Origin of the sequence: Nocardia ninae NBRC 108245 (genome assembly GCF_007990755.1) — a bacterium.
GTDB classification, from domain to species: domain Bacteria; phylum Actinomycetota; class Actinomycetes; order Mycobacteriales; family Mycobacteriaceae; genus Nocardia; species Nocardia ninae.
The window spans coordinates 1-25,650 of the sequence record NZ_BJXA01000029.1 but is presented as its reverse complement, the minus strand read 5'-3'; the positions used below and the strand labels follow the sequence as shown (position 1 = coordinate 25,650).

Genomic DNA, 25,650 nt, shown 5'->3' with positions numbered 1-25,650 from the left:
CATGAGCACGCCGCAGTTTGTCTCCGCCGAGGAATACCTACCCCGCGATACGGCGGATGTCGTTCGCACGGTTCGGGATTCACGCGGACGCGCGCAACGGCTCACCGTGCGCGGCGGCGAGCAACTCGACGACGGCCTGACGCTGCCCGCCCAGCCGACGGTGGTGTCGCTGCGCCGGATGAATCAGGTGCTCGACATCAACCTGGGGCGGCGAACGGTGCGCGTGCAGGCGGGCGCCAAGCTGTCCGACATCGACCGGCGACTCGGCGCGCACGGGCTCGGCCTGCCGATCGTCGGCGACCATCGCGACATCACCGCGGGCGGATTCGCGTCCGTGGGCGGGGTGAGCGCGGCCTCGCACAAGTACGGCATGTTCATAGATCAGGTCGTCGATCTGGAGTACGTCGACAACGACGGCCGCATCGGCACCTGCGGGCGCACCCACCACGCCGAGCGTTTCCACCGCATTCTCGGCGCGGGTGGCCGCGCGGGCATCATCACCGCGCTCACTCTCGACGTGATCGACATCGACAAGGACCGCACCTGGCTCACCACCAACGCGGACCGCTTCCTCGATTTCGACTCGTTCGTGGAACACGCCTACGCCGAGATCATGCGGCCGGGCAACGCGGCGCTGCAAGTAGGCCGGTGGGTCGACACCGCGCCGTTGAAGGTGGCACGCCCCGGCGGTGTGGGGCATGTGCAGCTGGGCACGGTGCGGTTCGGCCAGTGGTCGACCCTGCACCCCACCGCACCCACCCGTTCCGTGCGGGCGCGGCGCGAGGTCGGGTCGCGTGCGAGAAAGTCGCTGGGCGTCATCGCGTCCGCCGCGAGCGGTCCGGCAGGCATGCCGTTGCGCAACGCCGCCGCGGGCGCGGTGCTGTTCGCGCCGAAGGTGCAAACCCTGCGCGACGCCGAATACCTCGCCGACACCGCCCTCAGCTCCTCCGAACGCGGACCCGCCTACCGCGTCGGCATTTTCGCGCCCCTGTCGAGCTACACGTCGGTCTTCTACCGCCTGCACGACCTGTTCGCCGGCCACCGCGAACGCACCGGCTGCTTCACCGTCATCTCCGCCATGACCTACGGCGTCCGCTCCCGCTACCTGCGCTCCGAATCCGCCGCCCGCGGCCTCTCCCCCGAAGACCACGGCCTCATCACCTTCACCAGCCGCCTCCGCCCCGCCGCCCTCCCCTCAGAACTGTTGCGCGACATCGTGTCCGGAATCGACGAGATCTGCCGGTCGGAGAACGCGCTGCGGTACGAGTCGGAGGAGTAGGGGTCAGCGCACTGGGACTCGCGCCCAACGGCCGCGAGTCCCTGGCTCGCGCCACGGGCACGGTTACGTCCTAGAAAGCGACGTCCTTATGTCCCGTTCGGCGGTCGTCTCGTGCAGGCGCTCATCGAACGGGATACGGCGTCACCTACGAGTCGAACGTGTTTCCAGCCGCCACCCCCGGCACCTTCGTCAGCAGTGTCATCGCTGGTGAGCTAGCTGTCGCATGTCGAGAGCACGCACGCAACCGGACTCGCGCTCCGTCCAGCAGCGGCTGGCAACGTGCCTCTGCTCCGCACGCCCCAGCGGGCCGGCAAACCATCGGACACAACGCCCTCACGTCCCACTCAGCGAACCACCGAGCACGCAACGGGGGCATGGGGGCGGTGAAACGCCGAAACAGCGCCCGCACGTCCCATTCGGCGACCGCCTCATACAGCCGGCGGCCATTGGAACACGGCGACGGCAAACCGCAGGCCACGACGCCTCCATGCCCCACTCGGCGGGCCACCGATCACCCAACGGGACATGACGGCGGCAAACCGCAGGACGCAGCGTCCTCATGCCCCACTCGCCGGGCCACCAATCACCCAACGGGACATGACAGCGGCAAACCGCAGGACGCAGCGTCCTCATGCCCCACTCGGCGGGCTATCGATCACCGAGCGGGACATGACGGCAGCAAACTGTTGCTGGGTACGGCGGCTTCAGCACCCCATTCGGCGACGGAGGGGGCTGGTGGGTAACTGCGGCGAGGTGCGCAGGGGCGCAGCGGTGTTCGCCTGGCGGTGGGCAAGCGGAGGCTGGGTGGGCTGGGCATCCGTGCGAACGGCTCCATCAACCGGGTGGCAAACCCTATACTGTGACCGGCCGCATGTGGTCGCCAGAAGGTTGCGGCGGCGGGCGGCTTCGGCACTGTCGGCGGGGTGCCGTGCGTGTGTTCAGCCCGATCGCGTGTGAAGGTTGCTGTGCCGATGCCCGAATTTCGTGCTGCCCCGGTGGGATTCGCCGATCGTAAACGCCACCGTCCGCCGGAGCGCTCGCTCGCCGGCCGACGTGTCCTGATCACCGACGCCTGTTCGGACGTCGGCCTTGCCACCGCTCAGACGCTTGCCGCCCAAGGTGCGCAACTGCTGTTGGTTGCGCGTGGCAGCGATCAGCTCATCGCGGCCTGCGACCAGATCCGCGCGAACAATGGTGACGCGCACTGGTATCGCTGCGACATCTCGGCACTCGGTGATGTCGACGAGCTGGTCACCTGGGTGCTCAGCGAGTTCGGCGCCGTCGATGTGCTGATCAACATCGCCGGTCGCCCGGTGCGCAGACCGGTGACTCAGTCGCTACACAAGTTCCGCGACTACCAACGCATGATGGCCGCCAACTACTTCGGCCCCCTACGCCTGACTCTCGGCCTGCTACCCGCCATGCTGCGCTCCGGCTCCGGCCACGTGATCAACGTCGGCCCCTGGAACGTGCACACCGGCGCCGCACCGAATTTCGCCTCCTACGCCAGCGCCCAAGCCGCCTGGACCACCTTCGGCCAATGCGCCGACGCCGAACTATCCCCGCACGGCATCCAGGTCACCGCCGTCCACTACCCCGCCTTCCGAGCGGACCTCGACTCCACCGAAGACCGCGACGAAGCCGACCACACCGCCCACCGCATCGAATCCGCCATCCACACCAGCACCCCCCGCCCCGAACCCCGCTTCACCCGCACCCTCTACGCCCTGGCCGGCGTAGCCCCCCGCTCCACCGCCCGCCTGATGCACGCCTTCGGCATCTAACCCGCCGTAATCCCGCGCACCAGAACGTCACACAGCACGATCCGCGCCTCCACGCCCGCCTGATGCACGCTTACGACATCCAGTCCGCCGTAATTCCGCACACCAGAACGCCGCCCAGCCATCCGGCATCGAACCGGGGGCGAACCCCCTACCGACTACGCGCTAGCCGGCGTAGCCCGACCGGCCTGCGCGCTCGCCCTGATAAATGCGGCCAGTTCACCGCCGAGCTGGACGACGATGCGGCTGTCGGTCTTCGGCGTGCCGAGCGGCCGTGCCCGAGCAAGTCGAACAGTACTGCTGGCACCCGCGCGAACCGAGGCTGCTGCGATCCACAAACAACCGAGACCGCCCCGACCTCCGCAAGCCCAACACCCTTCGCGCCCACTTAACGCAACCTGCACCACTTAACGCAGGCTGCACCCGCCTGACGTCTGCTGCAACACACGTCAAGAACCCGCAACCTGCGTCAAGTCGCATATGGAATGCCGAAAGCCCCCTCCGCAACCAGCGGAGGGGGCTTTCGTGAGATAGCTCAGTGCTTTTCGGGGCCGAGGTAGTACTCGAACACCAGCCCTGCGGCGGCGATCAGCACGCAGATCACGCCGAGGCCGATCAACCAGAACTGGAAGAAGGCCAATCCGAGGGCGGTGATGGAGCCTGCGGCGGCCAGGGTGATGGGCCAGAAGCTGCCGGGCGAGAAGAAGCCTAGGTCGCCTGCGCCGTCGACGATCTCGGCGTCTTCGTAGTCTTCGGGACGCAGGTCGAGGCGACGTGCGACGAAGCGGAAGTAGGTGCCGATGATCAGCGACAGGCCGGCGGTGAGGACGGTTGCGGTGGTGCCCGCCCATTCCACGCCGGTGCGGGAGACGCCGGTGAAGTAGCCGTAGACAATCGCGACGATGATGAAGAACACCGTCAGCAGTTCGAATATCCGCGCTTCGATCTTCATATCAGTCCCTTACTTCGCCTCGGCCGCGGTCTTGGTCGTGCGCTCGGTGTTGAACGGCCGAGTCGAGGTGGCGACCGGCGATTCACCGATGGAGTCGAGCGCCTCGGCGTTGGTCTTGCCCGCTTGGCGCGCGTCCAGGTACCTGGTGAACTTCTCCGGCGACACCGCGCGGACCTCGAAGTTCATCATCGAGTGGAAGGTGCCGCACATCTCGGCGCAGCGGCCGACGAACGCGCCTTCCTTTTCGATCTTGGAGATCTGGAAGACGTTGTCCGAGTGGTTTTCCTTCGGGTTCGGCATCACGTCGCGCTTGAACAGGAACTCGGGCACCCAGAAGGCGTGCACCACGTCGGCGGCGGCGAGCTGGAACTCGATGACCTTGTTGGTCGGCAGCACCAGGACCGGCACCTCGGTGCTGGAACCGTAGGTCTCGACCTTGTCGTAGTGCAGGTAGGACAGGATGTCGTTCTCCGGCTTGCCGTGCACCGGGCCCGGCTGCGGGTGACCGTCCTTGGTCCGTTCCTTGTACTCCTCGAGCTGCTCCTGGTTCGACGACTCACGCGTGGTGTCGATGCCCTCGAAGCGGTAGCCGTCCTTGAAGTTCACGTCGCGGTAGCCGAACTTCCAGTTCCACTGGAAGGCGGTCACGTCGACGGTGACGTCGGGGTCGGCCACCTTCTCGTGCACGTAGTTCTGCACGACGACGGTGAAGTAGAACAGCACCGCGATGATGACGAACGGCACCGCCGTGTAGGTCAGCTCCAGCGGCACGTTGTATCCGGTCTGGCGCGGGAACTCCGGGGAGTCCGGCTTCTTGCGGTGGAAGGCGACGGTCCAGAAGGTCAGACCCCACACCAGCACGCCCATCGCCAGAGCGGCGACGATCGACCAGGTCCACAGCTCCCGCATCCGGGTGGCCTGCGGCGTGACACCCGAGGGCCAGCCGAACCGCAGCCAAACATTGTCGATGGAGCAGCCCGAGACGAGCACCGCGGTGATCCCGAGGGACACCGCCAGCCCGGCCCGCCGAAGGATGCGGCTCTGCAGACCCTTGGCGGGTCGTGCCCCGATCTCTTCGCTCGCCTTGTGCGCCACGCTCACGCCTTCCTGGTCGCCACACATTCCGACATTTGCACCGCCTGGGCTGCGACCGCCCGGCGATACGTTCTAAGCACATGTCAGGCCGGTCCCCGGTCGAGCGCATGCGCCGCCTGAGAATGGCCTGAGTACTACGCAGCGTAGACCAAACGGGCGCCCTCTTTGTCGTCGGGTCGCATTCGACACTCCGCCAATGGCGTGCGGACAGGTGAGCCAGTCGCGGTCACCTTGGGATCGGTACGTAAAAGCCCTGGACAGGGAGCGCGATGCGCGCGGAGTGGGTATGTGCGGCATACTCGGACACAACATTTCGGCCGCTGTGCTCACCGCGAGAGCAGGCCCCGGCACGTACCGGAACAACCGCTCGCGGCAGACGCTGCGCACCGCCCCCGCAAGACATCCGGACGCCGCACTTTCGGCGGCGTCCCGACCGGAGAAACGAGGTTGCCGACGCCGTGTGTGGACTGCTCGGGTTTCTGACATCTGACGAGGCAGCACCTGGCGTGGTGGAGCAGGTGTACGACGCGCTGCACTGCGTCCGGCACCGCGGCCCCGACGAACGCGGCACCTGGCACGACGATCACATGATCTTCGGCTTCAACCGGCTGTCGATCATCGACATCGAGCACTCGCACCAGCCGCTGCGCTGGGGCCCGCCGGAGAACCGGGAGCGCTACGCGCTGACCTTCAACGGCGAGATCTACAACTACATCGAGCTGCGCAAGGAATTGGCAGAGGCGCACGGTGCGGAGTTCGGCGACGACGGCATCTTCCTGACCGAGGGTGACGGCGAGGCCGTGGTCGCGGCGTTCCACTACTGGGGCCCCGAGGCGGTGCGCAAGCTGCGCGGCATGTTCGCGTTCGCGATCTGGGACACCGAGACCAAGGAACTGTTCCTGGCGCGCGACCCGTTCGGCATCAAGCCGCTGTTCCTGGCCACCGGCCCCGGCGGGACCGCGTTCGGCAGCGAGAAGAAGAGCCTGCTGGAACTGCTGCCCGCGCTCGAACTGACCGACGCGCTTGATCCGCGCGCGCTGGAGCACTACACCGTGCTGCAGTACGTGCCGGAAGCGGAGACGCTGCACAAGGACATCCGGCGGCTGGAGTCCGGCAGCTACGCGACGGTGCGACCGGGCGAGGCGCCGAAGGCCACTCGGTACTTCCATCCCCAGTTCACGGTGCGCCCGTTCGCGCCGGGCTCGGCGGCCGCGCGTTACCGCGAAATCGCCGAGGCCATGGAGGATTCGGTCGCCAAGCACATGCGCGCGGACGTCACCGTCGGCTCGTTCCTGTCCGGCGGTATCGACTCCACCGCGGTCGCCGCGCTGGCCATGCGGCACAACCCGAAACTGATCACCTTCACCAGTTGCTTCGAGCGCGAAGGCTATTCGGAGGCCGACGTCGCCGCCGAGACGGCCGAGGCGATCGGCGCCAAGCACGTGATCAAGACCGTCTCCCCCGCCGAGTTCGCCGCCGCGATTCCCGAAATCGTCTGGTACCTCGACGATCCCGTGGCCGACCCGGCGCTGGTGCCGCTGTACTTCGTGGCGAAGGAAGCGCGCAAGCACGTCAAGGTGGTGCTGTCCGGCGAGGGCGCCGACGAGCTGTTCGGCGGGTACACGATCTACCGGGAGCCGTTGTCGCTCAAGCCTTTCGAGTACCTGCCCGGCGGGCTGCGCAAGCTGGCGGGCAAGCTCTCCGAGCGCATTCCGGACGGCACCCGCGGCAAGAGTCTGCTGCACCGCGGCTCACTCAGCCTGGAAGAGCGTTACTACGGCAACGCCCGCAGCTTCAGCGACGCCCAATTGCGTTCCGTGCTACGCGAATTCCGGCCCGAATGGACCCATCAGGACGTGACGGCGCCGATCTACGCGCAGTCACGCGGCTGGGATCCAGTGGCCCGCATGCAGCACCTGGACCTGTTCACCTGGCTGCGCGGTGACATCCTGGTCAAGGCCGACAAGATGACCATGGCCAACTCGCTCGAATTGCGGGTGCCCTTCCTGGATTCCGAGGTGCTGAAGGTCGCCGAGGGGCTGCCGTTCGAGCAGAAGATCACCAAGGAAACCACGAAATACGCACTGCGCCAGGCCCTCGAGGGCATCGTGCCGCCACACGTGCTGCACCGCGCCAAGCTCGGCTTCCCGGTCCCGCTGCGACACTGGTTGCGCGGCACCGAACTCTACGACTGGGCGCAGCAGCAGATCCTCGAATCGCAGACCGACCACCTGCTGAACAAGGCCGCGATCAGCGACATGCTCGTCGCGCACCGGGCGGGCGGCGTCGACCACAGCCGTCGGCTGTGGACGCTGCTGGTGTTCATGGTGTGGCACGGGATCTTCGTCGAGAACCGCATCAAGCCGGAGATCCAGGAGCCGGTCTACCCGGTCTCGCTGTAGTAGGCGCGAAAACGCAACTGTGCCCCTCGATCGAAAGGCCGAGGGGCACAGTGCTGTTCGTAGCCGTCCAGCTAGCTCACCGCAGCGGTTCCGGCTCTGATCGACAGCGCGCTGCGATGGTCCGTTCGCGGGAGGTACCGCGCTCGCCCGTCGACGCGCACCGTCAGCGCAAGTGCGGCAGGCGGTTTCGAGCATGCCGCCACAACTTCGCCCGTCAGCTGCCAGGCCACTTCCTCGTCGCGAATACTGTTCGCGTACACATCTTCTCGCGTCGTGCACGGCTCGCTGCGATCTCGTGCACGGCTGCGCGTTATGCGCGGCACCGGCCGAGCGGTGGGACGCTGTGCGCAGCGAGCAGGCTCAGAGCAGCGGCTTGATCTCCGCGGCCGCCTCGGCACCGTAGGCGTCGGCCAGGCGCTCCAGGGCGGTTTCCTTGTTGAGGGTCCACTCCTGGGTGCCCATGGTCTCCAGCACCAGGACCGCGATGAGCGAGCCCAGCTGGGCCGAGCGCTCCAGGCTGAGGCCTGCGGTGTGGCCGGTGAGGAAGCCCGCGCGGAACGCGTCGCCGACGCCGGTCGGCTCGACCTTCGTGGTCTCCGGGACGACGCCGACGGTGAGCTCGGTGCCGTCGCGGTCGACGATGTGCACGCCGTTCTCGCTCAGCGTGGTCACCCGGATGCCGACGCGCTGCGCGACCTCTTCCTCGCTCAGACCGGTCTTCTGCAGCAGCAGCGCCCACTCGTACTTGTTCGTGAAAAGGTATGCGGCGCCGTCGATCAGCTGCACGGCCTGCTCGCCGTCGAGGCGGGCCAGCTGCTGGGACGGGTCTGCGGCGAACGGGATGCCCAGTTCGCGGCACTGGGCGGTGTGCAGCAGCATCGCCTCGGGGTCGTTGGCGCCGACGAGCACCAGGTCCAGCGTGTGCGCCTTGGCCAGGTCGCCGATGGAGATGTCGCGGGCCTCGCTCATCGCGCCCGGGTAGAACGACGCGATCTGCGCCATGTCGTCGTCGGTGGTGCAGACGAAGCGGGCGGTGTGCGCCTTCTCGGAGATCAGCACGCCGGAGCAGTCGACGCCGTGCTTCTCCAGCCACTGGCGGTACTCGGCGAAGTCGGCGCCGACCGCGCCGACGAGCAGGGGTGTGCGGTTCAAAAGCCCCATGGCGTAGGCGATGTTGCCTGCGACGCCGCCGCGGCGGATCTGCAGGTCGTCGACGAGGAAGCTGAGTGAGACGTGGTCGAGCTGATCGGCCAGCAGTGCGTCGCGGAACCGTCCGGAAAAACGCATGAGGTGGTCGGTGGCAATGGACGCGGAAACGGCGATGGACACGAGGCTGGCCCTTCAACGGTAGGCGGCAGGCGGTGCAGACCGGGAACGAAGTCCCAGCATTACCGTACCAATGTTGGTCGGCGGCTCCGAGACCTCGATGCGGTGGGGGGCGCGCTGAGATCGGCGGTGGCGCGGGATCGTTGGGGCGCGGCGGGGTGCTCGTCGGCTCGGCGAGTCGCGCGCATCCTTACGGATTCCGTCGCTTCGGGTGCTGGTACAGCGGTCGGAACAGAGTTGGGTGGGCTACGGCGGTATGCCCTGATGGGTCGCGACACCGCCAGCTCGGCTCGAGCTAGCTGTCGTCCTGCGGCCACGGCACTGGGGCAGACATGCCCGCAGTGGTTACCGCTGTGGATCGCGGCCGCATCCGGGCGCCACTCGGAGCACCGCCGTGCGGACCGTCACTCGAACGCCGCCATGCGGACCGCTAATCGAACGCCGCAATGCGGACCTCGACTCAGGCACTGCGGTGGCTACCGCTGTGGATTGCCGCCGATTCCGAGCACCACACGAAGCGCCACCACGCGCACCGCCACTCAGACACCGCCTCGCGCACCGCCACGTAGGACTTCACAGCCCGCACCCACGACTCGGGCCGACTGCGAACACCCGCCACCCAGAGCACTGGCAGCGAATCCGGGCTGAAAACGCGCAACCCCACGTGAGCAATCCTCACGTGGGGTGGGCTGTTTACGCGGTGAACCCGCTTGCGACGAGGCGGTCGGGTTCGGTCAGTTGAAGGAATCGCCGCAGGCGCAGGAACCGGTGGCGTTCGGGTTGTCGATCGTGAAGCCCTGCTTCTCGATGGTGTCGACGAAGTCGATGGAGGCACCCTGGATGTACGGGGCGCTCATACGGTCGACGGCCAGCTTGACGCCGCTGAATTCGACAACGATGTCGCCGTCGAGCGAGCGATCGTCGAAGAAGAGCTGGTACCGCAGGCCGGCACAACCACCCGGCTGGACTGCGATGCGCAGCGCCAGATCGTCGCGACCTTCCTGGTCCAGCAGCGCCTTCGCCTTGCTGGCGGCAGCATCGGTCAGCACAGCACCGTGGGTTTCGGTGGCGGTCTCGTTCTGCACAGTCATGAACTCTCCTCGAGGAACCTGTCGTCGACCCGTGAACAGCGCACGGGTCGTGTCGGTCAACACCACTCGGCGGGCTGCTATTCCCCCATCTTGCCACCACCGCGCCCCGAGGAACACGTCACCTCCGTGACCCGCGACACCTGCGCGAATCGGACCGCATTTCCCGCCGGGTATTCCATCGAATAGCCTGGTCGATGTGAAATTGTTCCGTCGCGGCGAGTCCAGCACCACCGACGCGGCCGCCGATCAGACGGCGGTCGTGGACGGCGGCTCGGCCGCGGGCTCCACTCGCACGGCGGTCACCGCCACCGCGGGCAAGGGCCGTCCCACCCCGAAACGCCGTGACGCCCAAGGCAAGCGCCGTGGCCCGGTCGCTCCAGCACCGCTCACCGCGAAGGAGGCCCGCGCCCGGCGCAAGGCCACTCGCGGGAGCAAAGAGGAGCGCAAAGCGGCCGCGGCCGAGCGCAAAGCGGCCGTCCAGGATCGGCGCTCCCGCATGCTCGCCGGCGAGGACAAGTACCTGTTGCCGCGCGATCAGGGGCCGGTCCGGGCGTTCGTGCGCGACATCGTCGACGGCCGGCGCAACCTGGTCGGCTTGTTCATGCCGATGGCGCTCGTGCTGATCCTGTCGATGTTCGTCGCGCCCGCGCTGCAAACGATCGTCACGCTGGCCATGCTGGTGATGATGGTCTTCATGATCGCCGAGGGATTCCTGCTCGGGCGGATCGTGAACGGGCGGGTCAGGGAGCGTTTCCCGGACAGTGACGACACCGGGTACAAGCTCGGCTGGTACGCGTTCGTGCGTGCTTCGCAGATCCGCAAGATGCGGGCGCCGAAGCCGCGGGTCAGTCCAGGCGACGCCATCTAGATCGTCTGCGGTCCGGGCGCGCTTCGGCGTGGCCCCGATTCGCTCGTGTTCGTGCCTCGAGCTGTCCAGGGTGCTTGACAGGCCGGTTGATGCTGGCGAGGCAGACCTGTCGGATGTCGACGTCGGCGTGCGGACGGGTAGCGACGCGCAGGCAAGGCCGCTGGGTCTTTCGGCCCGGTCGACGCCTGCACCGTCCGGCTCCATCGCGTCCCCCATTCAGGGCAGCGCCGCCGCTTACGGCCACTGCGGCTCCAGCGCGGTCGACCACACACATGATTGCGGCCCGGCTCGTGGAATACGAGCCGGGCCGCGGTCGGTTGCGGGGACATGCGGTCAGATGTTGCTGGTTCGGCCGTGCATCGCCGACAGCTCGGCCTGCAACCGCTGCCGGTCCCGATCGGTGATGTTCGTCGAACCGGCGGGAGCGGAGTAGTGGCTCATCAGGGTGGCGAAAGCGACGATGACTGCGAAGGCGATCAGGAAAGTAATCATGGCAGTAATTTTGCGCTCGTTTAGTTACCGCCGAAAGTGGCTGGACTGACACTCTTCGTAAAGATTCAGCCATTATGCTAGCGGCATGCTGTCGAAGGTTGCCGTCGTCCTGTCCGAGCGCATGGCCATGTTCGAATTCGGGGTCCTGTGCGAGGTTTTCGGCATGGATCGAAGTGCCGACGGACTCCCCTCCTTCGACTTCAAGGTCTGCGGCGCCGAAGCCGGGAAACCGCTGCACTCCACCACCCCGGGCATCACGGTGACCCCGGAATACGGCCTCGCGGAGCTCGCGAAAGCGGACCTCGTCGCCATCCCGGCCGCCTCCACGAAGGACGGGTTCGATCCGCGCGTCGTCGGCGCGGTACGCGATGCCGCGGCGGCAGGTGCGACCGTGCTGACCGTCTGCTCCGGCGCCTTCCTCGCCGGCGCGGCCGGCCTGCTCGACGGGCGCAAATGCACCACGCACTGGAGCTACGTCGACCTGCTCGCCGAGCGGCATCCCGAAGCGACCGTCGACCCTGACGTGCTGTACGTCGACGCGGGCAACCTGATCACCAGCGCCGGCACCGCCGCGGGCATCGACGCCTGCCTGCATCTGGTGCGCCGCGAACTCGGCAGCTCGGTGGCCAACGCGATCGCGCGCCGGATGGTCGTGCCACCGCAGCGCGACGGCGGTCAGCGCCAGTTCATCGAGCGCCCCGTCGCCACCTGCACCTCCGACAGCCTCATCCCGACCCTGGAGTGGATGAACGCGAACCTCGACCTCCCGCACACCATCGAGGACCTGGCCGCCCGCTCCACCATGTCCACCCGCACCTTCGCCCGCCGCTTCGCCGCCGAAACCGGCACCACTCCCGTGAAGTGGCTCACCAACCAGCGCGTCCTGCTGACCAAACACCTGCTCGAGGAGACCGACCTCGGTCTCGAACAGATCGCCACCCGAGCCGGTTTCGGCTCCGGAGCGCTCCTGCGCCACCACTTCCAGCGCCTGGTCGGCATCGCCCCCACCGAATACCGCCGCCGCTTCGGTGCCATGCCCGAGGTAGTCGAGACCCCCGCCTGACTCCAGCCGCGCCCTCTCTCGGGATCCGCACCCAGCACCTGGAGACCCACAACCGGTGCAACCTCGAAGAGGCAGTGCGGCCCTCGCCGCAACACCTGCCCCCAGCCTCGGCCTCAGGCGGCTGGCGGTCTCAGCAGCCTCAACCTCTCTGCGAATCCGCACCGGTCCTGGGCGCCCACAACCGGTGCAACCTCGAAGAGGCAGTGCGGCCCTCGCCGCAACACCTGCCCCCAGCCTCGGCCTCAGGCGGCTGGCGGTCTCAGCAGCCGCAACCTCTCTGCGGATCCGCACCGGTCCTGGGCGCCACAACCGGTGCAGCCTCAGAGAGGCGGTGCAGCCCTCGCCGCAGCATCTGACCGCCTAGTCCGGCCTCAGGTTGCTGCCCGCCTCTGCAGCCGCAACCCGTACGCGCAGCCAGCCTGACCCGTAGAAGCGATGCACAGTTCGTCCGCAGCGCTATTCGCCCTCGTCGCCAGGTCACTGAAACCACCGGGACTCGGCAGGCGGAACAACGCGCCCGACCCGCACCGACGCGGGCACGCCACCGGTCATTGATACCGTGCTGACGTGTCGCACAGTCTCTCGTCCGCCGAGCCGCGCCGGACGCTCGTCCTGGGCGGCGCGCGATCCGGGAAGTCCACCTTTGCCGAGGAGTTGGCCGCCGAAGCGGTCGGTCCGGTCCGCTACCTCGCGACCGCCATCCCCGACCCCGCCGACCTCGACTTCGCCGCCCGCATCGCCACCCATCGCGACCGCAGGCCCGCCGACTGGACTGTGCTCGAAAGTGCCGACCCGGCAGCCGTTCTCAGTACGTCGGCGACCGAAGGCACAACGCTGATCGACGACATCGGCACCTGGCTCACAGCCCGCATCGACACCCGCGACGCCTGGGAATCCCCGCGCGGCACTGTCTCCCCCGACGCCGACGCGCTGGTCGCCGCGGTAGCCGCCTACCCGAATCGCCTGGTCATCGTGAGCCCCGAGGTCGGCATGGGCGTCATCCCCGCCACCCGCTCCGGCCGCCTGTTCCGCGACGAGATCGGCACGCTGAACCAGCGGCTCGCCCGGGCCTGCGACGAGGCTTACCTCGTCGTAGCCGGACTCCCCCTGCGCCTCAAGTGAATCGGGCACCTGAGCGCCGCCCTGTCCAACGCCGACCGTTTCATTCCACACGCTCGCACAAGCCACTCACCGCAGCCGAAGTGCCACACTGGGCTGCCCGAATGAGGGCCGGTACGGCGCAGGGAGTCTCCTGCGTGCCACATCGGCGTCGCAGCCGAGCACATCCACGCCACCGGCGCGGTCTGGTGAAGCAAGTGTCGCCGAAACCACTCCGCCAGCGCGATCCTGCGCACCCCGGCGTCACCCAACCACACCACCAGCGCGATCCTGGCACCTCGGCGTCGCCCAACCACTCCACCAGCACGATCCTGCGCACCCCGGCGTCGCCCAACCACTCCACCAGCACGACCCCGCGCACCCCGGCGTCGCCCAACCACACCACCGGCACGATCCTGGCACCCCGGCGTCGGGCAGTCCACTCCGCCGACACGATCCTGTGGAACCAGATGTCGCCGAAATGCTCCGGTTGCCGGACCTCGGCTGCAATGCGACGCACACCCTGCGATCGAGCGTGCCGATACCGATCGGTTGGGGGCGGCTGATGTGTGCGGCAATGTCTGCGGCGGGCAAGATTGAGCGACGTATGGGTGTATTGACCGTCCTGACCGGAAAGGCTCGACAGTGACACACGGATTTGGACCGGTGACGCCTCCTGACGCAGAGGTTCGGGTGGCGGCCGAGCGGCGGCAGGCGCAGTTGACCAAACCCGGTGGGTCGCTCGGGCGGCTGGAGGAGCTCGGCAACTGGGTGGCGGCGTGTCAGGGTGTGTGCCCGCCGAAGCAGTTCGAGCGGGCCAGGGTGGTGGTGTTCGCCGGGGATCACGGCGTTGCGCGACACGGGGTTTCGGCGTACCCGAGCGAGGTCACCGCGCAGATGGTGGCGAATTTCCTCGGTGGAGGGGCAGCAGTGAACGCTCTCGCCGTCGTCGCGGGCGCCACCGTACGTGTGGCGGACATTTCGGTCGACGCCGAGACCGATTCGCTCATCGCCAGGCACAAGGTGCGTCGCTCCAGCGGGGCCATCGACCGCGAGGACGCGCTCACGCTCGCCGAGGTGGCGTCCGCGCTCGCCGCCGGTAAGGCGATCGCCGACGAGGAGATCGACGCGGGTGCCGACATGCTCATCGCAGGCGACATGGGCATCGGCAACACCACCCCCGCCACCGCCCTCATCGCGACGCTCACCGACACCGAACCCGTCGCCGCCGTCGGCCGCGGCACCGGAATCGACGACGCGGGCTGGGCGCGCAAGGTCGCCGCGATCCGCGACGCCATGCGCCGAGCCCGGCCGGTCGCCAAAGATCCGGTCGAGCTGCTGCGGGTGGCTGCGGGCGCCGATTTCGCCGCCATGGCCGCATTCCTGGCTCAGGCGGCTACCCGCCGCACGCCCGTCATCCTCGACGGCGTGGTCGTCACCGCCGCCGCCCTGGTCGCCGAAGATCTGGCCGCAGGCGCTTCGGCCTGGTGGCTGGCCGGCCACCGCTCCACCGAACCCGCACACAACCTGGCCCTGCAGCGCCTCCGCCTGGAACCCTTGCTGGACATGAACATGCGCCTCGGCGAAGCATCCGGCGCCCTCACCGCCCTCCCCCTCCTCCGCGCCGCCGTCGCCACCCTCGCCGAGATGTCCACCTTCGCCGAAGCGGGCGTCAGCACGGCCGACACCGACACAGCCGACAACACCGACCTCACCATCCCCGCCGACACCGCCGACGCCCCCGGACTCACCGCGCCCACCGACACCGCCGATCTCACTACGGCCCCCGACACTCCCTCGGCCACACCGGACTTGCGGAAATGAGTGCCCGGCTGTCACTGACCGAAGCGCCCGTCGGGTTCGTCGAGCCCAGCGGCAGCCATAGTTCCCCTGTCGCACAGCAACTTCCAACCGCGGACCGGGTGGCGTCCACCGGTATCGACCCATTCATCGGCACCGATCGCGTCGGTGCGGCACAGCGTCCAGCGAGCGCAGACCGGACGACCTCCGCTGAGTGCGTCAAGTCCAGCGGCAGCACTGGCGCCCCTCTTTCGACTGCGGACTGGGCGACGTCAAATGGGCACGGCAGTTCGCGCCTCTCAGGTCCGCGGGCATGAACGGGCTGCGGCTCGCGGTGTCATGGCTCACCGTTTTGCCGGTGCGTGGACCGGAGACTGTCGATCGGGTAGCGGCTGGGCGGGCAATTGCGTTGGCGCCGTTGGTGGGTGGTCTGCTCGGGGCGGGGGCTGCCGGACTGCTGTGGATGCTGGTCTGGGTGGGGGCCAGTCCGGTGCTTGCCGGGTTGCTGGCGGTCGGGGCGTTGGCGTTGATCACGCGGGGCATGCATCTGGATGGACTTGCCGACACGATGGATGGGCTCGGCAGCTATGGCCCACCCGAGCGGGCCAGGCAGATCATGAAGAGTGGCGGTGCGGGGCCCTTCGGTGTCACCGCCCTCGTGTTCTCCATTGGCGTCCAAGCGGTTTCGTTCGCCGCACTGGCCGAGGCGGACCGCTGGTTCGCCGTCGCCCTGGCGGTCACCGTCGGCCGCATCGCGGTAGTCCTCGCCTGCCGCAAGGGCATCGACGCCGCGCCGGACACCAGCTTCGGCGCCCTCGTCGCCGGCACCCAGCACCCGTTGACCGCAGCCCTATGGTTTGCCGCCGCCCTCACCGCCGCAATCTTCGCCACACCCGACCACTGGCAAGGCCCCCTCGCCATCCTCATCGCCCTCACCGCCGCGACCATCCTCGTCCGCCACACCGTCCGCCGCTTCGCCGGCCTCTCCGGCGACACCCTCGGCGCCACCATCGAACTCACCGTCTCCCTCACCGCCGCCACCCTGTCCCTCTAACGGACACCCCATGATCACCGGAACACAGCCGCAACCTCGACCCGTACTCACCGCCACCAAGTCCCACCGACCACCGGCGCTGGCACCCAACGAGACATAGCGAAGCACCCACCCACACTCCTCCACCACCGTGTCCCGTTGGCCACCGACGCCGACGCCCAACGGGACATGACGCCGCCCCATCCACACTCCGCCACCACCACGTCCCATTCGCCACCAACAAACCCCGACGCTGGCATCAAACGAGACATGGCGCCCCCACTCGCACTCCGCCACCACCACGTCCCACCGACCACCGACGCTGACGCCCAACGGGACATGACGCAAGCCCCCACTCGCACTCCGCCGCCACCGTGTCCCGTTGGCCACTGACAATGACACCGAGTGGGACATGGTGGAGTTCACTCGCATCTCTTGCCCATCACATTCCGTTCGCACACGGATCACCCCGGGCTGACACCGATTAGATCGGCGCGACAGTCTGCCGCTCAACACTTCGAATGCCACGACCAGCAAGACGTGACGGAGCCCCGCCGCACACATCGCTGCAGTCCCGTCCCATTTACGATGGCCTGCCAAGACATTTCGCCGACTGTCCGGTCGCACTGCCCAGTCGACACTCGAGCGTCAGCTCGCCCGGCGCTTCAGGAGACATGTTTGCGGCATCATCCGAGTGGCGTGCACCACACTCTCACCTAATATTGATCAAGCCCAACTGAGCGTTCGTCCAGTCGCGCCGCGGGACGCACGTTCGGCACAGCAAACAATTTGTGCCTGCGGCGCGCGGATCGTCTGGGTCGGGCAATAAGGTGGGCGGTATGTCTTCTGAGCGCCTGTATTTTCGCCAGCTCTTGTCGGGGAGGGACTACGCCGTCGGCGATCCGATTGCGACGCAGATGAGAAATTTCGCGTATCTGATCGGTGATCAGGAGACCGGCGAATGTTTGGTGGTCGATCCGGCCTACGCGGCGGCGGATCTGGTCGATATCGTCGAGGGTGACGGGCTACGGCTGACCGGGGTACTCGCGACCCATCACCACCCCGACCACGTGGGCGGGACGATGCTCGGATTCACCCTGGGCGGTGTCCGTGAGTTACTCGAAGAGACAAGCGTCCCAGTGCATATCAACGCACAGGAGCTTTCCTGGGTAGCCAACGTCACGGGTATCGCACCGAGCGAACTCACCGGCCACGAGCACGGCGACAAAGTCAGCGTCGGCACCTTCGACATCGAACTTCTGCACACCCCCGGACACACTCCGGGCAGCCAATGCTTCCTGTTCGACGACCGCCTCATCGCGGGCGACACCCTGTTCGTCGACGGCTGCGGCCGCACCGACTTCCCCGGCGGCGACTCCGACGAAATGTTCCGCAGCCTGCGCTATTTGGCCGAATTGTCCGGCGACCCGGTCGTCTACCCCGGGCACTGGTATTCGCAGGAGCCGCACGCTCCGCTCTCCACTGTCCGGGACAAAAACTACGTCTTACGCCCGAAGACTTTGGACGAGTGGCACATGTTCATGCCCAGCTGATTCGCCTGGCACACGGGCGGGAAATCACCCCGCCCGACAAGCACGCGCTCGGAACGCCGGGGCTGAATCCGACACAGGTATGGCATTCGCCACGAACCGCCGCAATCTCCGCGCCGGGCTGAGCCGAGTGGCACACCATTGCGGCAAATCGCAAGAGACCCGCACCATGGTGTGCCACTCACCGACTACATCGTGCGCATCCACCCATGGATGTCGGCGAAAGTTCCCCGCTGGATACCGGTAAGCGTGTCGCGCAGCGCCATGGTGACCTCACCGGGCTCGCCACCACCGATGGTGAACTCACCGTCCGCGGACTGGACCCAGCCGACGGGAGTGATCACCGCAGCGGTTCCACACGCGAAAACCTCGGTGATTTCCCCGGATTCGGCACCCTTGCGCCATTCCTCGACCGACACCTTGCGCTCTTCGACCGGGAACCCGGAGTCGGCCGCCAGAGTGAGCAGCGAGTCGCGGGTGATGCCGGGCAGCAACGCACCGGACAGCTCCGGAGTGACCAGCCGCGCTTCCGAGCCGGATCCGAACACGAAGAACAGGTTGTTGGTCCCCATCTCTTCGACGTAGCGACGCTCGCACGCATCCAGCCACACCACCTGATCGCAACCCTGCGCCGTAGCCTCGGCCTGCGCGAGCAGCGAGGCGGCGTAGTTACCGGCCACCTTGGCCTCACCTGTGCCGCCGGGCGCCGCGCGCACGTATTCGGTCGACAACCACACCCGCACCGGCTTGACCCCGCGCGGGAAGTAGGCACCGGCCGGGGAGGCCATCAGCAGGTACTTGTAGCCGGCGGCGGGCTTCACGCCGAGCCCGGCCTCGGTGGCGAACATGAAGGGGCGCAGGTACAGCGAGTCTTCGCCGCCCGCGGCGGGCACCCAGTCGCGGTCCACCTCGAGCAGCTGACGCACGGACTCGATGAACAGTTCCTCCGGCAGTTCGGCCATCGCCATCCGACGAGCGGAGCGGCGGAACCGCGCGGCGTTCGCGTCGATGCGGAAGCAGGCCACGCTGCCGTCGCCGTGCCGGTACGCCTTCAATCCCTCGAAGATGGCCTGTCCGTAGTGGAAGACCATGGTCGCCGGGTCGAGGGGCAGCGGGCCGTACGGCTCGACGCGGGCGTTGGTCCACTCGCCGTCGGTGTAGTCGATCGAGACCATGTGGTCGGTGAAGAACCGCCCGAACCCGGGCGCCGCCAGTACCTCTTGTCGCCGCTGCGCCGGAGCGGGCGCGGGATGCGGGACACGGGCAAACTGTGCAGCAACGGTCATGTGCCTGATCCTAGCCAAACCACATTCAAGCTTTGCGCCCGATCGGCCACCTCACCGCAGAACTTCCCGCGACCCCCACGAGGCGCGCACCAAAATGCACCGTGCGCCCCAACTCGCCCCAGGAAACCACACCGCTCAGTACGCAATCTGCGCACCCACCAACCCGCCACGCCGCGACTTTCGCGCGACACGCCGCGTTCAACGGTGTCCCGCCGCGAATCTTGGAAGGCAGCAGGTACGGACGCGAGCCAAGATTTACGCCCGCCAGTGGCGAGCAGCGGTCTCGCGACTCGAACAGCAGCCCAGCGCACTACACCGTAAGCAACAGTTCTCACACCGCGCTCGAGCGGTGACTGGCATACCCGCCCACGCGAGCGGTAGTTGTCGGGGGCGAGGCCCCGTCGGACGCCACATGACCGCCGCCTCGGAGGGCAGTACGCCAACGACGACAGGGAGGCGCGTATTGCTTGCCGCGCGATAGATCCCGCGCGGCAAGCAAACTCACACCTACTTCGTATTCGTCTCCACGAACGGCGGCCGGATGACCTCACACCGAAGCCGACGTCCACGAACATCCACCTCGACCTCGGCGCCGGGCTCGATGCCGGCCTCGGTGTCGAGCAGCGCAAGCGCGATGCCGATCTTGAGAGTCGGCGAGAACGTGCCGGAGGTGGTCTCGCCGACCGGCTCACCATCACGCAGCACCGTCTGCCCTTGGCGCAGCACGCGGCGGTCGAGCGCTTTGAGCCCCAACAGGGTTCGGCGCGGCCCGGCCGACTTCTCCTGCTCCAGTGCGGCTTTGCCCCAGAACTCGGGCTTCTTCCACCCGACGGCCCAACCGGTGCGAGCCTGAACCGGGGAGATCTCCAGGGACAGTTCATGTCCGTGCAGCGGGTAACCCATCTCGGTGCGCAACGTGTCACGGGCACCGAGGCCCGCGGCCTGGCCGCCTGCGGCGCGCACCTGCTCGACGAGGGCACGGAACAGCGGCTCGGCGTCGGCCCAGCGGGGCAGCAGTTCGTACCCGTGCTCGCCGGTGTACCCGGTGCGACACACGCGGACCGGGCGTCCGTCCCATTCGGCGTCGGCGTAGGCCATGTACTCCATGTCGGTGGGCAGGCCGAGCGCGGTGAGCACCTCGGTCGAGCGCGGACCCTGCACCGCGAACACCCCGTACTCGCGGTGCTCATCGGTCACCGTGATGCCCTCGGGCGCCACCTTCTGCAGCTCCGCGACCACCGCCGCGGTGTTGGCCGCGTTGGGGACGAGGAAGATCTCGTCGTCGCTCACGTAGTAGGCGATCAGGTCGTCGATCACGCCACCGTCGGGCGCGCAACACAGCGTGTACTGCGCCTTGCCCGGCCGGATCCGGCCGAGGTCGTTGGTGAGCGCCGAGTTCACGAAGGCCGCCGCGCCCGCACCGCGCACCGTCGCCTTGCCCAGGTGGCTCACGTCGAACAGTCCGACCGTGGTGCGGACCGACTGATGTTCGGCCACCGTCCCCTCGTAGGAGACGGGCATTTCCCACCCGCCGAACGGCGCGAAAGTCGCCCCCAGCTCGACGTGTACACCATGGATAGGGCCTTGCAGCAGGTTCGAGTCGGTCACCCGGCGAGCTTATCCGTCACCCGCAACCGGCGTCCCCACTCCCGCCCCGACTCCGTCTGAGCCCTCAGACGGAGCCCGTCGAGCGGGACATGAGGGCGGCTCACCGCCGTCATGTCCCGCTCGAACTCATCCGCGGAACCACATGGGACGGATGGTGGGTCCGTTCTCAGGAAGGTCGTGGGTGGTGCCGGTGGCCGCGAAACCATTGCGGGTGTACAGCCGGGCGGATCGCTCGGTGCTCGCCTCGAGGTAGGCGGGCAGTCCCGCCGAGGAAGCCGCCTTCGTCCGATCGGCGAGAATCGCGCCACCCGCCCCTTTCCCGCGATGCTGCGGCACCGTGACGATCACCTGCAGATACCAGTGCGGGAACTCCCGGGGATGCGAGCTCGCGAGCAGATCGGTCAGCACGGCGACCCGTTGCAGCGGACGCACATCGGGCACACTCGCGGCCATCGCGCGCGCCTCAACGGCTTCCGCCTCGAACCGTGCCACCGAATCCACCCGCTGCCAGATCGACACCGCCCAGATTTCCGATTCGGTACCCGCGAGCCAGATCTCGTCGTCACGCAATCCGCGGTCGATGAGACCGGGCACATACTGCGGGGTGAACTCGTCGACGGGATACCCGTCGAGCACCCATTCCGTCACCACCTCGTCCGGGCTGGCAATGCTGTACGCCGCGATCACCGCGTCGCGATCCTGCTCGCCCGCCCGCCGAACCGTGATTTCCATCCGCTGACCCTTTCGTCGTGAACACCGTGTGCTTCTGCCAAGGTAGGCAGGTCAGCGTGGCGTCGCTAGAATTTCGTCACACCTATTCGTGTGTCGAAATGGAGGCCGATGTGGCCTGCGGAATCTGCGGCAACGCCCTCACCCAACCGGCCCGCGGCCGCAAACGCCGGTACTGCTCACGCGCGTGCCAAGCCCGCGCCTACCGAGCCCGCCGCCACCACGTGACGCCCACCTCACGCGCCGCGCGCCCGGCCAAGCTGACCACGATCGGCATCCTGCGCGCCGCCGTCGACCTGGCCGACCGCGAGGGCATCGACGGACTGACCATGCGCAGATTGGCCAGCGAACTCGGCGCGGCGACCGCAGGCCTGTACCGCCACTTCGCCGACCGCGAGGCACTACTGGCAAGCATGGCCGAACTGGTACTCGCCGAAATCCACCAGCCCGACACCGAATCCGGCGACTGGCGAACCCGGCTGACTCACGAGGCGCACGAGGAGTGGCAGCTGTATCAACGCCACCCGTGGATGCTGCCGATCCTCGCGCGCATGCGCCCGCCGATCGGCCCCGCACTTCTGGACATTCTCGAGCGTTCCTTCGCCGCCCTCGACCAGCGCGGCCTGACCCGTGACGCGATGCTCGCGATGTATCTCGCGTTCTCCGGCTTGGTTCAGGGGCTCGCCTTGCTGACCAATTCCGAACGCGTCGAACGGCTGCGCACGGCCGGGCCGAGGGAGTTGCCCGCCGATCACGCCGAGTTGCTGGACCCGGCTGTGCGCCCCGTGCTACATCGGCTTTTCGCCGACGGCCCGCCCGGCCCGGACCTGGACTTGCCTGCCATCCTCGACACCGGCCTCGGACTGCTCCTCGACGGCATCGCGATCAGACTGCCCAGTAGCCTGTCGCCATGACCGCTGTTGCAGATCGTTCACTAGGACCGGAACTCGTACGTACCCAGACCATCGGTGCGGACACCGACGTCCTCGTCCTCGGTATCACCTCGTCGGAGAACGGTCCCGCCATCGTGCCCGAGGACCTGTTCAGCGACGTGCTCACCGCCGATGTCCGTGCGGAACTGCTGGATCAGCTCGGTGCGGTCGGCGCGAAGGGCAAGGCCGAGGAACTGACGCGAGTTCCCGCCCCGGCCGCGCTGGCGGAGGTGACCAGTGTGCTCGCCGTGGGCCTCGGCGCCGCCGACAAGATCGACGCCGAACAGATCCGCCGCTCGGCCGGTGTCGCCGCACGCGCGCTGTCGGGCACCGAGCTGGTGGCAACCACCCTGTCGGGTCTCGACCTCGGCGCCGCAGCGGAGGGTTTCTACCTCGGCGCCTACACGTTCACGCCGTTCAAGTCGGGCAAGTCCGCGCCAAAGCCGGACGAGCGGCCGGTGGCCAGGGTCGAATTCTTGGTGCCCGAGCCGGAATTCGGCGAGGCCGAGCTGTTCCGTGCCCAGCTGATCGCCGAAGCCGTCGCCACCGCACGGGATTTCGTGAACACTCCGCCCAGCCACCTGTACCCCGCCGAATTCGCCTCCCGCGCGGAGGAATTGGCGAAGGCGGCCGGGCTCGACGTCGAGGTGCTCGACGAGAACGCGTTGGACGCAAGCGGTTACGGCGGCGTGCTCGGCGTGGGCAAGGGTTCGTCGCGGCCGCCGCGGCTGGTCCGGATCACCTATGCGGGCGGCCCGAAGAAGATCGCACTGGTCGGCAAGGGCATCACGTTCGACACGGGCGGCATCTCCATCAAGCCCGCGCAGAACATGGAGAACATGACCTCGGACATGGCGGGCGCCGCCGCGGTCGTCGCCACCACACTGCTCGCCGCGCGGCTGAGCCTGCCGGTGACGGTCACCGCGACCGTGCCGATGGCCGAGAACATGCCGTCGGCCACCGCGCAGCGCCCCGGTGACGTGCTCACCCAGTACGGCGGCACCACCGTCGAGGTGCTCAACACCGACGCCGAGGGCCGCCTCATCCTGGCCGACGCGATCGTGCGGGCCGGCGAGGACGAGCCCGACTACCTGATCGACGTCGCCACCCTCACCGGCGCGCAGATGGTCGCGCTCGGCACTCGCACCCCCGGCGTGATGGGCACCGACGACTTCCGCGACCGCGTCGCCGAGATCTCCCGGCGGATCGGCGAGAACGGCTGGGCCATGCCGCTGCCCACCGAGCTGCGCGCCGACCTCAACTCCAAGATCGCCGACCTGGCCAACGTCGCCCCGCACCGCTGGGGCGGCATGCTCTCGGCCGGACTGTTCCTGAAGGAGTTCGTCCCGGAGGGCGTGCAGTGGGCGCACTTGGACGTCGCAGGGCCGGCCTACAACACCGGCGGACCGTTCGGCTACATCGGCAAGGGTGGCACCGGCGTGCCGGTCCGCACGCTCATCGCCGTCATCGAGGACATCGCCGCGGAGTGAGCACGGTGCGCCGTCCGGAACTCTCGGACGGCGCACCTCGCCCCGCGATCCGCCGAATCCGCGTTCAGTGGCACACGGCTGCGGCAAACCACGAGAGGACCTCTCCATCGTGTGCCACTCACGGCTGCTGACACAGTGCTTCGGCGCACGCCACTCGAGACCTTCGCCGCACGCCCCACGAGACACTCGCCGCACGCCGATCAAGAGCTTCGGCGCACGCCACTCGAGGCCTTCGGCGCTCGCCGCTCGAGACCTTCACCGGCAGCCACTGACTCCCCGGCGTGGCGCCCGTCCGACGCCGCTGCCGATGCAACTCGCACCTATTCCCACGCGATTCCGCGCACGCCGACTCGACCGCTATGCGGCGTCGCTCGCCGGTAGCCAGGAGCTATAGATCCCGCAGTTCCGCTTCGAACGCACGCTGCCGCTCGATGCGTTTGCGGGCGTCATAATCCCGCATCCGTTGTGGATATCCAGTTTTACCGACCTCGTAAACCGGAATCCGCAAATCTTTGGCTAGCCGACGCGCCCCGCGTTCTCCGACGATCCGCCGCGTCCATTCGCCGTCTGCGGCGATCAGCACGACAGTGACATCGGTCACGGTTGTTTTCGGCTCCAAATAGCCTTCGACACCGACATGGGTACGCACCCACTCGGCGAGATAGCGGGCGTCCTCGCCGCCCCCCGAACCCGCACGTATTGCGCTACCACCCCGGGTCGCGCCGCCTCGGAAACGATCTAGCAAACCCAACGACGCGCACCTCCTTTCAACCCCCGGCACATAGTGCGCGCCGGTCTCCCTATCTTGCCAGCTCGACGAAGTTCACTGCCCTTGTGCTACACGCCGGGCGGTCGAGTGCAAGGATGGATCGCGGTACAAGAACCACACAGATCTCCGGTGCCACGCACAATGATCGGTGGCTTTCGGACTCGCGCCGCAACCCGCGACGGGGGTCCGCTGAGAGATCAACTGTTGTAGAAACCCGTCGAGCAGTCAGAGGAGTCAGAGGACATGGCCTTCTCCGTCCAGATGCCAGCTCTTGGTGAGAGCGTCACCGAGGGAACGGTCACCCGGTGGCTGAAGCAGGAAGGAGACACGGTCGAGGTCGACGAGCCGCTGCTCGAGGTCTCCACCGACAAGGTCGACACGGAGATCCCGTCCCCCCAGGCGGGCGTGCTGTCGAAGATCGTCGCCCAAGAAGATGATGTGGTCGAGGTCGGTGGTGAGCTCGGCGTGATCAGCGAAGCCGGCGAGGCGTCCGAGTCGAGCTCGGCTCCCGCCCCCGAAGCCGCTGCCGCGCCCGCGCAGGAAGCTCCCGCCGAGGAAGCTCCGGCCGCCGAGCCCGAGCCCGAGGCTCAGGAAGAACCGGCTCAGGCGCCCGCCGCCGAGGCCGCGCCCGCGTCGTCGGGCGATGGCACCGCGGTCAAGATGCCCGAGTTGGGCGAGTCGGTCACCGAGGGCACCGTCACCCGGTGGCTCAAGGCGGTCGGTGACGATGTCGCCGTCGACGAGCCGTTGCTCGAGGTCTCCACCGACAAGGTCGACACCGAAATCCCTTCGCCGGTGGCGGGCAAGCTGCTCGAGATCACCGCGCAGGAAGACGATGTCGTCGCTGTGGGTGGACAGCTCGGCGTGATCGGCAGCGGTTCCCCCGCGAAGGCCGAGCAGCCCGCGCCGAAGCCTGAGCCGAAGCCCGAACCCAAGCCCGAGCCGAAGCCGGAACCGAAGCAGGCCGCCGCGCCCGCCCCGGCTCCGAAGGCCCCGGCCCCCCAGG

At 67.8% G+C, this 25,650-nt stretch carries 21 protein-coding genes; 12 read left to right on the top strand and 9 right to left on the bottom strand.

What is annotated here, in order from left to right; all coding sequences use genetic code 11:
• Nucleotide 1 precedes the first annotated feature (1 nt).
• Both NN4_RS21455 and NN4_RS21450 read left to right on the top strand, forming a co-directional pair.
• Nucleotides 2-1,279, top strand: a complete 1,278-nt coding sequence (locus NN4_RS21455; RefSeq protein WP_147134234.1) for an FAD-binding oxidoreductase — start codon at nt 2-4, stop codon at nt 1,277-1,279.
• 971 nt (nt 1,280-2,250) lie between these two features.
• Nucleotides 2,251-3,063 (top strand): SDR family NAD(P)-dependent oxidoreductase, encoded by an 813-nt coding sequence (locus NN4_RS21450; RefSeq protein ID WP_147134231.1) that lies wholly within the window; start codon nt 2,251-2,253, stop codon nt 3,061-3,063.
• A gap of 532 nt (nt 3,064-3,595) precedes the next feature.
• Here NN4_RS21450 and NN4_RS21445 read toward each other — a convergent pair.
• Both NN4_RS21445 and ctaC read right to left on the bottom strand, forming a co-directional pair.
• Nucleotides 3,596-4,012, bottom strand: a complete 417-nt coding sequence (locus tag NN4_RS21445) for a cytochrome c oxidase subunit 4 (RefSeq protein WP_107655104.1) — start codon at nt 4,010-4,012, stop codon at nt 3,596-3,598.
• A gap of 9 nt (nt 4,013-4,021) precedes the next feature.
• Entirely contained in the window at nt 4,022-5,107 is a 1,086-nt protein-coding gene (ctaC, locus tag NN4_RS21440) for an aa3-type cytochrome oxidase subunit II (RefSeq protein WP_107660189.1), read from the bottom strand.
• 458 nt (nt 5,108-5,565) lie between these two features.
• On the opposite strand from ctaC, the gene asnB reads away from it, so the two are divergent.
• Entirely contained in the window at nt 5,566-7,509 is a 1,944-nt protein-coding gene (asnB, locus tag NN4_RS21435) for an asparagine synthase (glutamine-hydrolyzing) (RefSeq protein ID WP_147134228.1), read from the top strand.
• 360 nt (nt 7,510-7,869) lie between these two features.
• Here asnB and NN4_RS21430 read toward each other — a convergent pair whose 3' ends face one another.
• Nucleotides 7,870-8,838: a carbohydrate kinase family protein gene (locus NN4_RS21430; RefSeq protein WP_147134224.1), complete on the bottom strand. Its 969-nt coding sequence runs from the start codon at nt 8,836-8,838 to the stop codon at nt 7,870-7,872.
• A gap of 731 nt (nt 8,839-9,569) precedes the next feature.
• The gene (locus NN4_RS21425) at nt 9,570-9,926 is read right to left on the bottom strand and encodes a HesB/IscA family protein (protein ID WP_069165132.1); all 357 of its coding nucleotides are present in this window, start codon (nt 9,924-9,926) and stop codon (nt 9,570-9,572) included.
• A 259-nt stretch (nt 9,927-10,185) separates the two neighbouring features.
• On the opposite strand from NN4_RS21425, the gene NN4_RS21420 reads away from it, so the two are divergent.
• Nucleotides 10,186-10,794: a DUF3043 domain-containing protein gene (locus tag NN4_RS21420; RefSeq protein ID WP_240772598.1), complete on the top strand. Its 609-nt coding sequence runs from the start codon at nt 10,186-10,188 to the stop codon at nt 10,792-10,794.
• 333 nt (nt 10,795-11,127) lie between these two features.
• Here NN4_RS21420 and NN4_RS45075 read toward each other — a convergent pair whose 3' ends face one another.
• Nucleotides 11,128-11,286, bottom strand: a complete 159-nt coding sequence (locus tag NN4_RS45075; RefSeq protein WP_186818549.1) for a hypothetical protein — start codon at nt 11,284-11,286, stop codon at nt 11,128-11,130.
• An 85-nt stretch (nt 11,287-11,371) separates the two neighbouring features.
• Here NN4_RS45075 and NN4_RS21415 point away from each other — a divergent pair, with 85 nt between their 5' ends.
• From NN4_RS21415 to NN4_RS21395, 5 genes are all read left to right on the top strand, one after another.
• Nucleotides 11,372-12,349: a helix-turn-helix domain-containing protein gene (locus NN4_RS21415; protein WP_147134221.1), complete on the top strand. Its 978-nt coding sequence runs from the start codon at nt 11,372-11,374 to the stop codon at nt 12,347-12,349.
• Between the two features lie 567 nt (nt 12,350-12,916).
• The gene (gene cobU / locus NN4_RS21410) at nt 12,917-13,471 is read left to right on the top strand and encodes a bifunctional adenosylcobinamide kinase/adenosylcobinamide-phosphate guanylyltransferase (protein ID WP_147134218.1); all 555 of its coding nucleotides are present in this window, start codon (nt 12,917-12,919) and stop codon (nt 13,469-13,471) included.
• Between the two features lie 621 nt (nt 13,472-14,092).
• On the top strand, nt 14,093-15,271 hold the full coding sequence (cobT, locus tag NN4_RS21405) for a nicotinate-nucleotide--dimethylbenzimidazole phosphoribosyltransferase (protein WP_147134215.1): 1,179 nt from the start codon (nt 14,093-14,095) through the stop codon (nt 15,269-15,271).
• A 289-nt stretch (nt 15,272-15,560) separates the two neighbouring features.
• Complete coding sequence (locus tag NN4_RS21400; protein ID WP_147134211.1) at nt 15,561-16,301, top strand: adenosylcobinamide-GDP ribazoletransferase; 741 nt, start codon at nt 15,561-15,563, stop codon at nt 16,299-16,301.
• An 818-nt stretch (nt 16,302-17,119) separates the two neighbouring features.
• On the top strand, nt 17,120-17,833 hold the full coding sequence (locus tag NN4_RS21395) for an MBL fold metallo-hydrolase (protein ID WP_147134208.1): 714 nt from the start codon (nt 17,120-17,122) through the stop codon (nt 17,831-17,833).
• 185 nt (nt 17,834-18,018) lie between these two features.
• Here the strand turns inward: NN4_RS21395 and NN4_RS21390 are convergent, their stop codons facing one another.
• The 3 genes from NN4_RS21390 to NN4_RS21380 all read right to left on the bottom strand — a co-directional run bounded on the left by NN4_RS21390 (nt 18,019) and on the right by NN4_RS21380 (nt 21,456).
• Entirely contained in the window at nt 18,019-19,116 is a 1,098-nt protein-coding gene (locus NN4_RS21390) for a branched-chain amino acid aminotransferase (protein ID WP_147134205.1), read from the bottom strand.
• Nucleotides 19,117-19,623: 507 nt separating this feature from the next.
• A complete protein-coding gene (gene gcvT / locus NN4_RS21385; RefSeq protein ID WP_147134202.1) occupies nt 19,624-20,724 on the bottom strand; it encodes a glycine cleavage system aminomethyltransferase GcvT in 1,101 nt (366 codons plus the stop codon).
• A 126-nt stretch (nt 20,725-20,850) separates the two neighbouring features.
• Entirely contained in the window at nt 20,851-21,456 is a 606-nt protein-coding gene (locus tag NN4_RS21380; protein WP_147134199.1) for a GNAT family N-acetyltransferase, read from the bottom strand.
• Nucleotides 21,457-21,554: 98 nt separating this feature from the next.
• Between NN4_RS21380 and NN4_RS21375 the strand changes: the two genes are divergently transcribed.
• Together NN4_RS21375 and NN4_RS21370 are read left to right on the top strand one after the other, a co-directional pair.
• Nucleotides 21,555-22,367, top strand: a complete 813-nt coding sequence (locus NN4_RS21375; protein WP_186818548.1) for a TetR/AcrR family transcriptional regulator — start codon at nt 21,555-21,557, stop codon at nt 22,365-22,367.
• Nucleotides 22,364-23,875 (top strand): leucyl aminopeptidase, encoded by a 1,512-nt coding sequence (locus tag NN4_RS21370; RefSeq protein WP_147134196.1) that lies wholly within the window; start codon nt 22,364-22,366, stop codon nt 23,873-23,875. Before NN4_RS21375 ends, NN4_RS21370 begins: the two co-directional genes overlap by 4 nt.
• Before the next feature lie 388 nt (nt 23,876-24,263).
• Here NN4_RS21370 and NN4_RS21365 read toward each other — a convergent pair whose 3' ends face one another.
• Nucleotides 24,264-24,626 (bottom strand): oxidoreductase, encoded by a 363-nt coding sequence (locus NN4_RS21365; RefSeq protein WP_107655090.1) that lies wholly within the window; start codon nt 24,624-24,626, stop codon nt 24,264-24,266.
• Between the two features lie 261 nt (nt 24,627-24,887).
• Between NN4_RS21365 and NN4_RS21360 the strand changes: the two genes are divergently transcribed.
• Nucleotides 24,888-25,650, top strand: a 763-nt coding sequence (locus tag NN4_RS21360; RefSeq protein ID WP_308633332.1) for a biotin/lipoyl-containing protein, incomplete at its 3' end; no start/stop codon positions are given.